General features: G+C 62.7%; 11 protein-coding genes. 3 read left to right on the forward strand and 8 right to left on the reverse strand.

Annotated elements, in window-relative coordinates:
- Position 1: 1 nt before the first annotated feature.
- From rfaD to pyrE, 7 genes are all read right to left on the reverse strand, one after another.
- The gene (gene rfaD, locus H5P28_RS18975; protein WP_185677265.1) at positions 2 to 997 is read right to left on the reverse strand and encodes an ADP-glyceromanno-heptose 6-epimerase; all 996 of its coding nucleotides are present in this window, start codon (positions 995 to 997) and stop codon (positions 2 to 4) included.
- 17 nt (positions 998 to 1,014) lie between these two features.
- Positions 1,015 to 1,818 carry a pyrroline-5-carboxylate reductase gene (proC, locus tag H5P28_RS18980; RefSeq protein ID WP_185677266.1) on the reverse strand — a complete coding sequence of 268 codons (804 nt, stop codon included), beginning with the start codon at positions 1,816 to 1,818 and terminating at the stop codon, positions 1,015 to 1,017.
- 7 nt (positions 1,819 to 1,825) lie between these two features.
- The gene (locus H5P28_RS20065) at positions 1,826 to 2,971 is read right to left on the reverse strand and encodes a response regulator (RefSeq protein WP_185677267.1); all 1,146 of its coding nucleotides are present in this window, start codon (positions 2,969 to 2,971) and stop codon (positions 1,826 to 1,828) included.
- 145 nt (positions 2,972 to 3,116) lie between these two features.
- Positions 3,117 to 3,722, reverse strand: coding sequence for an RDD family protein (locus tag H5P28_RS18990; RefSeq protein ID WP_185677268.1), 606 nt, complete (start codon positions 3,720 to 3,722; stop codon positions 3,117 to 3,119).
- 12 nt (positions 3,723 to 3,734) lie between these two features.
- Entirely contained in the window at positions 3,735 to 4,604 is an 870-nt protein-coding gene (locus H5P28_RS18995; protein WP_185677269.1) for a bifunctional 5,10-methylenetetrahydrofolate dehydrogenase/5,10-methenyltetrahydrofolate cyclohydrolase, read from the reverse strand.
- A gap of 117 nt (positions 4,605 to 4,721) precedes the next feature.
- The gene (locus H5P28_RS19000; RefSeq protein ID WP_185677270.1) at positions 4,722 to 5,792 is read right to left on the reverse strand and encodes an SH3 domain-containing protein; all 1,071 of its coding nucleotides are present in this window, start codon (positions 5,790 to 5,792) and stop codon (positions 4,722 to 4,724) included.
- 167 nt (positions 5,793 to 5,959) lie between these two features.
- A complete protein-coding gene (pyrE, locus tag H5P28_RS19005) occupies positions 5,960 to 6,529 on the reverse strand; it encodes an orotate phosphoribosyltransferase (RefSeq protein ID WP_185677271.1) in 570 nt (189 codons plus the stop codon).
- Between the two features lie 372 nt (positions 6,530 to 6,901).
- Here pyrE and smc point away from each other — a divergent pair, with 372 nt between their 5' ends.
- Together smc and H5P28_RS19015 are read left to right on the forward strand one after the other, a co-directional pair.
- Positions 6,902 to 10,624 carry a chromosome segregation protein SMC gene (smc, locus tag H5P28_RS19010; RefSeq protein ID WP_185677272.1) on the forward strand — a complete coding sequence of 1,241 codons (3,723 nt, stop codon included), beginning with the start codon at positions 6,902 to 6,904 and terminating at the stop codon, positions 10,622 to 10,624.
- A gap of 223 nt (positions 10,625 to 10,847) precedes the next feature.
- A complete protein-coding gene (locus H5P28_RS19015; protein WP_185677273.1) occupies positions 10,848 to 11,924 on the forward strand; it encodes an IS630 family transposase in 1,077 nt (358 codons plus the stop codon).
- A gap of 366 nt (positions 11,925 to 12,290) precedes the next feature.
- Here H5P28_RS19015 and H5P28_RS19020 read toward each other — a convergent pair whose 3' ends face one another.
- The gene (locus tag H5P28_RS19020; protein ID WP_185677274.1) at positions 12,291 to 12,923 is read right to left on the reverse strand and encodes a hypothetical protein; all 633 of its coding nucleotides are present in this window, start codon (positions 12,921 to 12,923) and stop codon (positions 12,291 to 12,293) included.
- A 305-nt stretch (positions 12,924 to 13,228) separates the two neighbouring features.
- Between H5P28_RS19020 and ilvE the strand changes: the two genes are divergently transcribed.
- Complete coding sequence (gene ilvE / locus H5P28_RS19025) at positions 13,229 to 14,095, forward strand: branched-chain-amino-acid transaminase (protein ID WP_185677275.1); 867 nt, start codon at positions 13,229 to 13,231, stop codon at positions 14,093 to 14,095.
- Positions 14,096 to 14,129 lie beyond the last annotated feature (34 nt).

The following is a 14,129-nucleotide window of genomic DNA, read 5'->3' on the forward strand; positions in this document are numbered from 1 at the left end:
CTCAGGCAATGCCGGGGTCGAGCCGCTTGTCGCCGGAAAGGTAATTTTTGACGTAGTCGGTGACGGCCTCGGCCAACGGCCACTGCGTGCCGCCATAGCCGGAGTCGAGCAGCCGGGCGGTGTCGGCCTGCGTGAAGTACTGGTACTTCGGGCGCAGGGTCTCGGGCATGTCGATGAAGTCGATCTGCACGGGCAGGTCGAGGGCTTCAAAGATCGGCGTGACAAGGGTTTTCCAGGTGTTGGCCTGGCCTGAGCCGAGGTTGTAGAGGCCGCCAGCCTTGGCCGTTTCGGCCAGGTGGATCGTCATCTCAACGGCGTCCTTGACGTAAAGGAAGTCGCGCATCTGCTCCCCGTCGGCGTAGTCGGGGTGGTAGCTTTTGAAGAGGCCGACGCGCCCGGTCTCCAGGATCTGGGCGTAGGCCTTGTGGACGACGCTGCGCATGTCACCCTTGTGGTCTTCGTTCGGGCCGAAGACATTAAAATACTTCAGGCCGACGATCTGGTCGAGGAAGCCGTGGCGCTGCGCGTAGAGGTCGAACATGTGCTTGGAGTAGCCGTACATGTTGAGCGGGCGCAGGCGGGAGAGGTCGGGATCCTTGTCGTCCATGCCCTCGGCCCCGTCCCCGTAGGTGGCGGCGCTGGAGGCGTAAACGAAGCGGCAGCCGTTGTGGAGGGCCCACTCGGCCATGACCTTGGTGTAGTCGTAGTTGTTGTGGACGAGGTAGCGGCAGTCGCGCTCGGTGGTGGCGGAGCAGGCACCGAGGTGGAAAATCGTCCGGATGTCGTCGAAGTCCTCCAACTCGTCGATGAGGTCGTCGGCCTCAACATAGTCGGCGTAGCGGAGGGGGACGAGGTTCTTGAACTTCTCGTCCTCGCCGAGGAAATCGCTGATGATAATGTTGTCGAGGCCGCGGCGGTTGAGCGCCCAGACCAGCCCGCTGCCGATGAAGCCGGCGCCGCCGGTGACGAGGATACGTCCTTTTTCGAGAGAACTCATAATAGATTGGAGAAAAACTAAAGCTGGGAAAGTTCGACCGAGCGGTCCCTGGCCGCGGTCAGGGCCTCGGTCACGATGGCGCGCAGTTTGTTCCCCTGAAAAGATTCCAACGCGGCCTGGGTGGTGCCGCCGGGGGAGGTGACGTGCTTGCGCAGGGTTTCGGGGTCTTCGGTCGAAGCATCCATGAGCAGGGCCGAGCCGAGCACGGTCTGCTTGGCCAACACGGCGGCGGTCGCGCGCTCCAGGCCGAGGGCGACACCGGCCTCCTCCATCGCCTTGGTGAACTCGAAAACATAGGCCGGGCCGGAGCCGCTGAGCGCGGTCACGGCGTCGAGCTGGCTTTCGGGCAGGGCGACGGTGAGTCCGAGCGCTCCGAGGATGCCCTCCACGGCGGTCTTGTCCGCGTCCGAGAGGATGTGGCTGGAGGCAAAAGCGGTCGCGCCCGCGCCGATCTGGCCGGGGGTGTTGGGCATGGCGCGCACGAGGTTGCGCACCTGCGGGAATTTCTTCCCGAGCCGCTCCAGGGTGGTGCCCGCGAGGATGGAAAGGACGAGCTTGCCGCCGGTGAGCGCGGTCAGCCCCTCGTCGAGGGCGCTGAACTGCTGCGGCTTGCAGGCGAGGACCATGATGTCCGCCTCCGGGAGGAGGGAGGCCAGGTCGCGGGAAAAGCCGATGCCGGTTGTTTTCGCCAGTTCGGGGCCGGTGTCGTCGTCGCCGCAGGTGCAGGCGATGTCATCGGGCCGGTAGAGCTGTTTGCGGATGAGGCCGGAGACGATGGCCGAAGCCATTCTGCCGGCACCGAGGAAAACCACTTTTGCCATAAAATTGTTAGCCGATGGACTGTCCGGCCAGTTGGCCGGAAATCGTCTGGATGATCGGGTAGCTGAGCACGGCGCAGGTGCCGCCGCCCGGGCGCTCTTGCAGGTCGAGGTCACCGCGCAGGTTGCGGATGGCGTGGCGGGCCATGGTCAGCCCGAGGCCGCGCCCGACCGAAGTCTTGCTGGTGATGAAGGGCTCGAAAACCGTGTCGCGGATATTCGCCGGGATGCCCGTGCCGTCGTCGTTGACCTTGATCAGCAGGCGCTGGCTGTCGTTGACGTCGAGCAGCTCGGTTTCGAGCCAGACTTCGCGGTTTTCGTTGGGCTCGTTTTTCGGGTAAGCCTCCCAGGCGTTGATGAGCAGCTTGCCGATAATGCTCTCGATGACCTCGGCGTTGGTGTCCACGCAGAAATCTTCGGGCAGGTCGTTGGAAATGGTAACCACGGTATCCACCCCGTACTCCTCCTTGAAGCGCGTGATGCTGGCCTCAAGCAGGTCCTGGAGGTTGAGCGGGACGAGGGCGACGCGCTCGTTGGTGGCGATGGTGCTCAACTGCCGGATGATGTTGACCATTCGGCTGATGGCCTGATCCATCAGGGTGACGCTGCGCTGGACCATGTCCGGGCTGTCGAAGCCGTTCTTGAGCAGGTCGAGGTAGCCGACGACGACGCCGAGCAGGTTGTTCAGGTTGTGGGCGATGCCCTGGGTGATGGCTCCGATGGCGGCGGTCTTGCGCGAGTCGGCCAGGCGCATCTGCAGGTCCATGTTGGCGCGGAAAATCTCCTGCAGGCGCAGTTGGGTCTTTACGCGGGCGAGGGTCTCGTCGAGGTCGATGGGCTTGGTGATGTAGTCCACGCCTCCGGCGCTGAGCCCTTCCAGCTTGCCCTCCTTGGAGGACTTGGCGGTGATGAAAATGATGGGAATAGCCTTGGTGTCCTCGTTTTCCTTCAGGCGCTGGCAAGCCTCGATGCCGTCCATCTCGGGCATCATGACGTCGAGCAGGATCAGGTCGGGGGCACCGGTCTTGACCGCTTCGAGGCACTCCAGCCCGTTGTAGGCGGTCTGTACGGCGTAGCCTTCGCGTTCGAGCTTGCGCTGGAGCAGCTTGATGTTGATGGGCTGGTCGTCGACAACGAGTATTTTAGCGGGCTTCACAGCGCTTGGTGGGTTCGGGTTCGTCGATTATGATGAGCGTGTTCAGGCGGTCAGCGCAAACCCATTTTTGCGTTAATCCGGGGGGCTTCCCGCGGCTGCGGTGGCTTTTTTCGCCTTGGTGCGTGGGGTGCTGGCGGTTGGCGGCTTACTCCGCGACCACCACTGTGCGGCAGATGAAGTCGTGCCCGGCCCGGCGACGGCGGTTGAAGAAGGGGACGAAGTAGTTGATCCACCACAGCATGGGCAGCGGGATGGGGAAGAGCAGGGCGAGGGTCTTGACCGCGCCGCGCAGCACGGACTCGAAGAAATGCGCGGGCTGGCCGCTCTCGGCCTTGACCGTGCGCAGGCCGAAGGTGCGCTTGCCCAGAGTCGATCCCTTGAACAGCGCCTCCACCAGCCCGAAGTAGATCCAGAAGATGAGCATGGCCTTTTCCCAGGCGTAGGCGAGCATGGCGACCATCGGGCTGTCGGCGGTGGGCTGGGGGACGGGCGGCGGCTCCTCGCCGTTGAGCTGGGCTTCCTCGACGGAGGCGGCGTAGCCGTCGATAGTTGCGATGAACTCCTGCATCCCCTCGTAGTGGTACTGAGGCAGCAGGACCTTTACCAGCAGGAACAGGGTGAAGAAAAACACCAGCACGAAGTCCATCAGGAAGGCCAGCATCCGCACACCCATGCCTGCCAGCCGCGGCTGAGGCAGCAGCGGAGGCAGGGAAGAGCCTCTGGGCAATCCGGGCGGGGTCGGGTCGGGCATCTGGGCCGGTTGCTAGGACTGGCTCAGCTTGAAAGCCTTGAGCGTGTTCTTCATCAGCATGGCCACGGTCATGGGGCCGACCCCGCCGGGGACCGGTGTGATGGCGCTGCACATGGGCGCGACGGCTTCGAAATCCACGTCACCCACCAGGCGGTAACCGCTCTTGCGGCTGGCGTCTTCCACGCGGTTGATACCCACGTCGATCACGACCGCGCCTTCCTTGATCATGTCGGCGGTGATGAACTTCGCCCGCCCGATGGCCGCGACAACGATGTCGGCCTGCGAGACGATAGCGGGCAGGTTCTGGGTGCGCGAGTGGCAGACGGTGACGGTGGCGTCCCCGAACTCGGCCTTCATCATGAGCAGGAGCGAGACGGGCTTGCCCACGATGAGGCTGCGCCCGACCACGGCGACGTTTTTACCCTTGGTCTGGACGCCGGAGCGCTTGAGCAGTTCGATAATGCCCGCCGGGGTACAGGCCACGAAGGCGCTCGGGTCTTCCTGGCAGAGCTTGCCGATGTTGGCGGCGTTGAAGCCGTCCACGTCCTTGAGCGGGGAGACGCGGTTAAAGACTTCGCGCTCGTTCATGTGCGCGGGCAGGGGGGCCTGCACGAGGATGCCGTGCACGCCGGGGTCGGCGTTCAACTCGTCGATGATGAGGAAAAGCTCCTCCTGGGTGGTGCTTTCGGGCAGCACGCACAGGCGGCTTTCGATGCCGACTTCGGCGGCGATGCGCTGCTTTTTGTTCACGTAGGAGACCGAAGCCGGGTCTTCGCCCACGCGGATAAAGGTGACGCAGGGTTGCCCCATGAGGGAGGCGACTTCGGCGGCCACGTCGGCCTGCACCTGCTTTGAGATCGCGTTACCGTCAATCAATTCCATTCCCCCGACAGAAAAGCTCACGCCGCCACTTGGCAATGCCGGATTTTAAGGGGCAACGCCTCTTCTTGTCCCGTGCGGCACGCACTGCGGGGTTTGGGGGCGCACGGCCCCCTGATACTAATAGCGATTGAGGCGGATGAACTTGGCCTTGATCAGGATCGGGACGGTGCCGCCGATTTTTTCGGGCAGACCTTCGACGGTGACGGGCTTGTCCAGGTACGCCTCGATGGGGGAAACCAGCAGGGCGTTCTCAATATCGACGTAGGCGATGCGTTTGCCGGAGCGGTCTTGTAGCGCGTAGGCGTAGTCAGGTCCGAAAAAGTCGAAGCTGAAACCCCGGACGCGGGTAAAGACGCCCTCGTACAGGTGCGGGACTTCACGGGAAAGGATTTGCGACTGCGGCGAACTGGTGGTGGCCACCGGCATGTAGCCGGGAGGCGGAGCCTTCGGGCGTTGCGGCTGGGCGACGACCGGAGCCGGGGCCGCTGTCTTCGCGGGAGCCGGGGCGGTGGTCCTGGCGGCGGGGGGCGGTGTCTGCTTGGCCGGGAGCGGTTCGAGCAGTTCGAGTTCTTCCACCGCGATGATTTCGCCGCCCTCCTGGGTCACGGGAATCGTGCTCACCGCCATGCTGCCGGAGGTCTGGCCGACCGGGATCGTACTCACGGCCACGCCGGGCGCACTGGAGGCAGCCGCCGGGGTGGAGGCCGCCCGCTGGGTCGTGGCGCCCGCTGTAGTGGCGGCTCTGGCGGGCGGCATACTGGGCAGCGGCGGGAAAAGGGCCGGATTCTTATAATAGACGTGCCCCTCGCCACGGTAGGAAACGGTGGCCCAGTTGCCGGAGCGGTCGATCACCTTGGCATTGGCCCCATAGGGGATGCGAATGATGATGCCGCTGCTGGTGCTTTTGCGGATAAAAAGAGGCGCGCCGGGGTTGAAGGTGCCGTCCGCATTGGTGTTGGGGATCTCCACGAAGCCGACGTACTGGCCCGGATAGGCGATACGGTACCAGTTGTTGTCAACCGTGCCGTTAATGACGGGGTGCTCCGGTCCGAGTGCTTCGACCTCCGCGAGGGGGGCCGTCTTGAACACGACGCCGTTATCCTCCGGTTCCAGGTAGAGGTTGACGGCGGGCTGGGCCTGGAGAGTGACTGCGGCCAGCAGGGATAAAATGGCGATAAGGCTACGCATCGCTAGATGCCTTAACCTATCATGCAAACCCGCCGGAGGGTCAACTGGAAAAGGCGGATTGCCAGGTTTGGGAGTTTGAGGGTTTCGGGTTTGAAAGTTTGAGCGTCGCGCAGGCGAGGCCGTCGCAAACTTTTGAACGCTCCAACTTTCAAACTCCCAAAGTGCCCTCACGACCCGGGCTTGGAGGCGGGGAGGGCGGCGAGTTCGGGGGGGAGCTTGTCGGCCTCGTAGGTGGGGAAGCTCAGCTCCAGCAGCGAAGTCAGCGGCACCTCAAAGGTCGTCTGGCCCTGGCTGCGGTCTACCAGCACGGCTACGCCGACGCAGTTGCCGCCCTCGGCCTTGACGATGTCGAGCGCCTCGCGCACACGACCGCCGCGTGTGATCACGTCCTCGACGACGAGGATGCGCTCGCCCGGCTCGATCTTGAAATTGCGCCGCAGGGCGAGTTTGTCGTCCACTTTTTCGACGAAAAGAAACCGCGCATCGGCCTGCCGGGCGACTTCCTGCCCGATGACGAGCCCGCCCATAGCCGGGGCCACCACCGTGTCGAAGGTGTCCGCGCCGACCTTTTCCAGCAGCAGCTCGGCCAGCCGGGTGACTTGCTTCATCCGCTCGCACACCCGCGCGCATTGGAAAAAGTGCCCGCTGTGCAGCCCACTGCGCAGCACAAAGTGCCCCGTGAGCAGGGCGCCGGTTTCCTTGAAAATGCTTAAAACTTCGTTCTGAGTCTCGGACATGGCCGCTAACTCAGACAAACCCCAGCCCCGCACGCAATATTTTTACTGAGAGGCGCGGGTTGCACCCGCAGGCACTGAGGGGGGCAAGCCCCCTACGCGTCTAAAAGGCCACTACCCCCAGCGGACGGACGGAGAAGGAGCTGAGAGCGCTAGTTGGCTGAGGTCTTGGGGGCGATTTCCCGGGAGCGGTGGCGGTGTTGCTGTCGCAATGGGTGGATTTTGGGGCAAGCGGACGGTCAGCGTCAGGGGGCAGGCGCCTTTCTGGCGCCGATGGGGCACAGCCCCATCATTGTCCCGTGCGGTCACGCACCCCGCGCAAAAAGGGTTGCGGGAATCGGGCGGGGGGCCTACATAGACCGGCTTTTAGTCTGCATGTACCTGCGCGAACTCGTCATTAACGGCTTCAAGAGCTTTGCCGACCGTACCCGTGTCCAACTGGACAAGGGGGTGACGTGCATCGTCGGGCCCAACGGCTGCGGCAAGAGCAACATCGTGGACGCGATCCGCTGGGTACTGGGCGAGCAGTCGGCCAAGGCCATGCGCGGCAGCAAGATGCAGGACGTCATCTTCCAGGGCACCGACCGGCGCAAGCCCTTGCCCTCCTGCGAGGTTTCACTCGTCTTCTCCGACTGCGAGGCCGAGCTGGGCACGCGCTTCAACGAGGTCGAGATCACCCGCCGTGTGGACCGCGAGGGCGGGGGCGACTACTTTATCAATGGCAAGCGCTGCCGCCTGAAGGACATCCAGAACCTGTTCATGGACACCGGCGTGGGCCGGGCCAGCTACTCGTTTATGATGCAGGGGCAGATCGACCAGATCCTCTCCTCGAACCCGCAGGAGCGCCGCACGATCTTTGAAGAAGCCGCCGGGATCACCCGTTACAAGGCGCAGCGCAAGGAGGCCCTGAACAAGCTTTCCCTCGTGGACCAGAACCTGTCCCGCGTCACCGACGTGATCGAGGAAGTGGGCCGCCAGATCGGCTCGCTCAAGCGCCAGGCCAGCAAGGCCCTGCGCTACCAGCGGATCAAGCACCGGCTGACCCACCTTGACCTGGCCTGGAACACCTTCCAGTACGCCCGCCGCAAGGCCGCCGTGGCCGACGTGGAGAAAAAGGCCGAGCAACTGCGCTCCGACGTGAGCCGCCTCTCCCGGCATCTGGACGAGGCCGAGGGCGGGCTTGAGGGCCGTCGCTCCGAGCGGGCCGAGCTTTTTACCGCGCTTCAGGAGGCCCAGCAGGCCGTTTCCGACCTGCGCTCGGAGATGGAAAATGCCGCCAATCAGGCTGACTTCGCCGAGGTGCGGGTGGGGGATATTTCCCGCCGCATCGAGGAGATCGAGGCCGAAGTGGACGGCATGGAAAGCCAGCGCAGCGCCATTGACGAGCAGGCCGCCTCCACTGAGCAGGACAAGCAGATGGCGCTCGACCTCATGGGGACCTCCGACGAGGCCTTTCGCGAGCGCAACGACGCCTTTCAGGGCCTGCTGGCCCGCCTCCGCGACGCCGAGCAGCGGCTCGATGAGTACAAGCGCGACCTGCTTATCCGCGAGGGTTCGCTGACCCGCCTGCGTTCCCAGTGTACCACTCTGGAGGTGGATTTGAAGACTTTTCAGATCAAGCACAGCGACCTCAGCGACGGGCTTTACCAGGCCCGCGAACAGGGCGAAGTGCTGGCCGTGCGCCGAGACGAGACCGCCCGCGTGCTCGACGAGCGCGAGCGCCAGGCCGAGGAGGCCGCCACCGGCGTAGCTGAGTCCCAGTCGGAGGTGCAGCGCCTGCGCGGCGAGTTCCGTGAGCTCCAGAAGGAGATTCAGGAAATGGACCGCACGGTGGCCCGCCAGAGCGCCCGGCTGACCACGCTGGAGGATTTGCAGAAGCGTTTCGAGGGCTTCTCCGCCGGAGCCAAGGCCATCCTGCAGGGCAAGCTCGACGAGGTCTTGCCCCGCGATGAATTTCACCCCCTGACCGCCCTGCTCGACATCGACGAGGGCCACGCCGGAGCCATCGAAACCCTGCTCGGCGGTTCCGCCGATGCCGTGGTCCTGCGCGACAAGTCCCGCACTGCCGAGGTGCTGGCCGCGTTGGAGGAGCGCAAACTGGGTCGTGTATGTCTCCAGGTGGAGACACCGACCCCCGGCTACGTCAACAAGGAGTTGCCCGAGTGGCTTGTGCCCGCCCACCGGGTGGCCCGGGGGCGCGACGACTCCGCCCGCGAACTGGTTTCGAGCTTCCTCGACGGTTGCTACCTGTGCGAGAGCCTGGCGCAGTTTCTCGACTTTTGGCGGGAGCGGGCCGACTTCACTTTTACGCTCGTGGCCACGCAGGCCGGCGAACTGGTGGACCGGCGCGGACTGGTTTTCGGCGGCGGCCCGCGCAAGGGCCAGCAGGAGGAGAGCTTTATCCAGCGCGTGGCGCACATCAAGCGCCTGCGCGCCGACATCGAGCGCGACAACGAGACCCTGACCCAGCTCAACGAGCGGGCCATGCAGCTCCAGGCCGACATGGACGCCGCCGACCAGGCGGTGGAGGACAACCGCAAGCGCGAGAACGAGATCCGACAGGAGCTTTCCAGCCTCAAGGCCGAGCTTCGCGCCGCCGAGCAGTCGCTCAACGAAAACGCCAGCGCCGTCAACCGCCAGCAGAAACAACTCGAAGAACTGGAGGCCAACCGCGAGGACGCCGAAAAGCGTTTGGCCGATGGCCGGGCCAGCCTCGAAGGGGCCGAAACCGCCCTGACCGAGCAGCGCGACAAGATCACCCAGACCGAGAGCGACCTTCAGCACATGCGCGCCGAGCGCGATGCGCATCAGGAGGGCCTGGCCGAAGTCCGCCTCGAACTGGCCGAAAAGCGCCAGCGGCTGGAGTTGCTCGACCGCGGCCTGACCGAAGCCCGTTCGCAGGCCCGGCAACTGGACGAGCGTCTTTTACGTCGCCGTCAGGAGGCCGACACGCTGCGCGTGCAGGTCGAGGAGCTGCGCCGCGATTCGGAGGTGCAGCGCGCCCGCGCCAACGAGATCGAAAAGACCCTTTCCGTCACCGCCGAGACCCTGCAGGCCAAGCGCGAGGCGCTCAACACGGTCGAGGCCGCCATCCGCGAGGCCGAGAACGAACTTGGCGGTGAGCGCACCGAGTTGCGCGAGAAGGAGACCGCCCTCAACGGTTGCGAAGTCAAGCTGGCCGAGGAGCGTTCGCAGACGAACTTTCTGGCCGAAAAGGTCCGCACCGAGTATGAGCGCGAGATCATGTACATCGACTGGAAGGCCGAACTGTGGGCCGCCGACGAGAAATTCGAGACCCGGCTCAAGCTCGACGACATCGACGAGGACGAGGGCCTCATCGCCAAGAGCAAGGGTGAGCGCGGCGAGCCGACGGCGGAGGACTTCGCCGCCATGGACGATACCGACTGGCCCGTGGTCGAGGCCGAGATCCGCGACTTGCGCAACCGCATCCACTCGCTGGGCGCGGTCAACCTCGTGGCCATCGAGGAGTACGCCGAGCTCAAGGAGCGCTACGACTTCCTCAACTCCCAGAGCGAAGACCTCTGGAAGTCCAAGGAGGAACTGCTCAAGGCCATCGACGAGATCAACGCGACCTCGCAAAAGATGTTCTCGGAGACCTTCGAGCAGATCCGCAAAAACTTTAAGTTCACCTTCGAAAAACTCTTCGGCGGCGGTGTGGCCGACCTCGCGCTGATCGAGGCCGAGGACATCCTCGACTCCGGCATCGAAATCACCGCCCGCCCGCCCGGCACCAAGCTCAAGACGCTCTCGCTCCTCTCCGGGGGGCAGCGCACCATGACCGCCGTGGGCCTGCTCTTTGCGATCTACATGGTCAAGCCCAGCCCCTTCGCCGTGCTCGACGAGCTGGACGCCCCGCTCGACGACGCCAACATCGGGCGCTTTGTCGGCATCCTGAAGCAGTTCACGAAGTACTCGCAGTTTCTCGTGGTCACGCACAGCAAGCGCACGGTCTCCGCCGCCGACTCGATCTACGGCGTCACCATGCAGGAGCGCGGTGTCACCCGTCTGGTCTCGATGCGCTTCAACTCGGACACCGAGGAGGCCATCGAAGTCGAAGAGGGCGGCTCAGGCGTTTAGAGCGGTTTAAATAAAGTCGTAGCCCCACAAAAAGGCCGAATGGCTAAATAGTTAAATGGCTAATTGTTGTTTTCTACGTTCCGCATCCAACAATTAACAATTGGCCATTTAACCATTTAACGATGGTGGCTACAGTATTTCTTAAACCGCTCTAGTGTGGTGAGTCTAAAGTTTTCGTCATAATAATATTGATATTTTCTATGATTACGTCATTTATTTATTAATGACACGTCCAGGCCGTCCGGCCACGCCCATAACCTTGTCTTTAGAAGAGCAATCGGCCCTTGAAGGGCTGGTTCGTAAGCGTAATGCACCGGCGCAGGAGGTTCAGCGAGCCAAGATGGTCTTGCTGGCTTCGCAGGGGCTGAGCAACCGGAGCATTGCCGCGGAGTTGTCCGTCAAGGCGCACACGGTGGGTTACTGGCGCAATCGTTTTGCCGCCGGGCGGTTGCCCTCATTGAGCGAAGCGCCGCGCAGTGGCCGCCCCCGTACGATTAGCGATGAGCAGGTGGCCGAAGTGGTGCGTCTGACTTTGGAGCAAAAGCCGGAGTGTTCCACCCACTGGAGCACCCGAACGATGGCTCAGCGCATGGGCCTGTCCCAAACGAGGATCAGCAACATCTGGCGTGCCTTTCAGTTGCAACCGCATCGCACTGAGAGCTTCACGCTCTCGAAGGACCCTTACTTCGTGGACAAGGTGCGCGACGTGGTGGGCCTGTACATGAGCCCGCCGGACAACGCCCTGGTCTTTTGCGTGGATGAAAAGAGCCAGATACAGGCCCTGGAGCGCAGCCAGCCGGTTCTGCCTCTGCGTCCGGGCGCGCCCGAGCGGCAGACCCACGATTATTACCGCCATGGCACCACCTCGCTCTTTGCCGCTCTTGACGTGGCTACCGGAGAGGTCATCAGCAGCCTCAAGCCACGTCATCGCAGCCGCGAGTTCCTCAGCTTTTTGCGCCAGATCGAACGCACCGTGCCCGAGGGGTTAGACATTCACATCGTTCTGGACAACTACGCCACTCACAAGACCGACACCGTCAACCAGTGGCTCAGCAAGCGTCCTCACTGGCACCTGCATTTTATCCCCACGCACTCCAGTTGGCTCAACCAAGTCGAACGCTTCTTCGCCCTCATCACCACCCGGGCCATCCGGCGAGGCTCCTTCGCAGCACTCGAGCAACTCAAGCAGGCCATCAACGACTATATCGACCTCCACAACCAAAATCCAAAGCCATTCGTTTGGACCGCTTCCGCCGATGCCATACTCGGGAAGGTCGCTCAATTATGCCGAAAACTTTAGACTCACCACACTAGTGTGCTGTGAGCTAAGTTCCTCGCATAAGTTTTGGGGTGCAACCCAGTTTGGATGTTCCTCAGGGATTGTTGCTTTTAGCCAAGCTAAAAGCAACAATCCCTGACGCGATGCGGCAGCATCGAAAGTGCAGGCTATGCCTGCTGCGGGGCTTGGGGGCGCATAGCCCCCAAAAAATATGCAGCAAACTTCGGTAACCGCACACTAGTGTCGTGTTAGCTAAGTTCTTAACAAATGTTAATGGCCACAAAAAGGCACAAGAAGCACAAAAAACTTCGTGGATACAGAGGTCGCTCTGCGTCTTTGCGCCTCTGCGGTGAAAATATTTTTATCAGGAACTAAGCTAACGGGACACTAGCAGAGCGTGCTCCGTGCCAAGCGGCGGTATCGGTAGCCGCCAAGGACGAGCAGGCCCGCCAACCCGCCGAGCCAGGTGGTGATGGCGGGTTCGGGGATGGCTGAGCCGACGGCGTAATTCACCGTGAAAACAATATCCGCGTCGATGTTCTCAAAGGTGATCTGGCCGGAACTGTCGGGGGCCACGCCAATCTGCTCGAAGGAGTAGTTGATGGTGAAGGCACCGTCCCAGATGACGGCTAACAGCGAGTCGAAGTACTCGACGCTGTAAAAGGTCAGCTTGCCAAAGGAGGCGTCGAATCCGCCGATGCCGGTCAGGTCTTCGGGAGTGAAGCCGCTGATCGGGTTCCAGGGGATGCCCTCGACCAGAAAGTCCTCGTACTCCCCGTAGTGATACGCCCCGGAGGGCACGACGACGGCGATGGCGTTGGTCAGGTTCGCTCCGGCGGAGCCGGTGGTCCATGTCGATGCGCCCAGGTCCAGGGTATCGGTGCCGCTGAAGGTGATTCTGGTTTCGTTGGCCGAGAGCGCCTCGAAACTGATCAGTAACTGCGCGCGCGCGCAGGCGAGAGAGGCCAGCAGCGTCAGCAGGCTGACACCGGTGGTGGTCCAGATGGAGTTCGGTTTCACGGTTGTGGGGAGTCGGTGGTGAGGGTGGAGAGAGGATATTCGAAAGCAGTTTTCGCGCCATCAGGTCTCGGAATCAGGTGGATTTCTCCCCCACCGAATGAGGGCTTCGAGGGCTCCTGTACGGGTTGAAATTTCTGTTCGCTGTATCTGTTTTGGTGGGTGCTGATGTGCTAGACTGGGCGGGTCGGGAGTCATCGGTATGGTGTCCTGAGGTCCGGGGACGGGACCCCTCCCCGGAGGCGTCGTATTCTTTTCTTCCTAGACAAGTCATGAGCGGAGGACTATCTGTCACTCTTTTTCGAGCAATGAAGATCTACATCAATGGCAAGTTTTACGGCCGGGACGAGGCAAAGGTTTCGGTTTTCGATCATGGCTTCCTCTATGGGGACGGTATTTTCGAAGGCATCCGCGTATACGGCAGTAACGTCTTCGAGCTCGACGAACACCTGAAGCGGCTGGAGTACTCGGCCAAGGCGATCATGCTGGAAATGCCCTGGACCCGCCAGGAAGTTTCCGACGCGGTCTGTGAAACCTGCCGCCAGAGCGGCGTGACCGACGGCTATATCCGGCTCATCGTCACCCGCGGCGCCGGTGCTCTGGGCCTCTCGCCCAAGACCTGCCACGATCCGCAGCTCATCATTATTGCCGACCAGATCCAGCTCTACGCGCCGGAAGTTTACGAGAACGGCCTCAAAATCATCACCTCGGCCACGCGCCGCAACAGCCCGGCTGCCCTGCCGCCGATGGTCAAGAGCCTGAACTACCTGAACAATATCCTGGCCAAGATCGAGGCGAGCAACCTCGGCTACCAGGAGGCGATCATGCTCAACAACGAGGGCTACGTCGCCGAGTGCACCGGAGACAACATTTTCGTCCTCCAGGGGGGCAAGCTCTACACCCCGCCGGTTTCCTCCGGCTCGCTGACCGGGATCACCCGGCAGGTGGTGGTGAACATCGCCGCCGAATTGGGGGTCCCGCTGGTGGAAACCGCGCTCACCCGCTACGACCTGTGGGTGGCCGAGGAAATGTTCCTCACGGGTTCGGCGGCCGAGATCATCGGCGTGGTCGAAGTCGATCACCGCAAGATCAGCAACGGCAAGCCCGGCCCCGTGACCGGCAAGTTCCTGCAAGCCTTCCGCGAACGCGTCACCCGCGACGGGACCAAGCTCTAAGGGCACCCCGGCATTTGGATTGCGGGCTTATGTC

Origin of the sequence: Ruficoccus amylovorans, assembly GCF_014230085.1 — a bacterium.
Lineage (GTDB): Bacteria > Verrucomicrobiota > Verrucomicrobiia > Opitutales > Cerasicoccaceae > Ruficoccus > Ruficoccus amylovorans.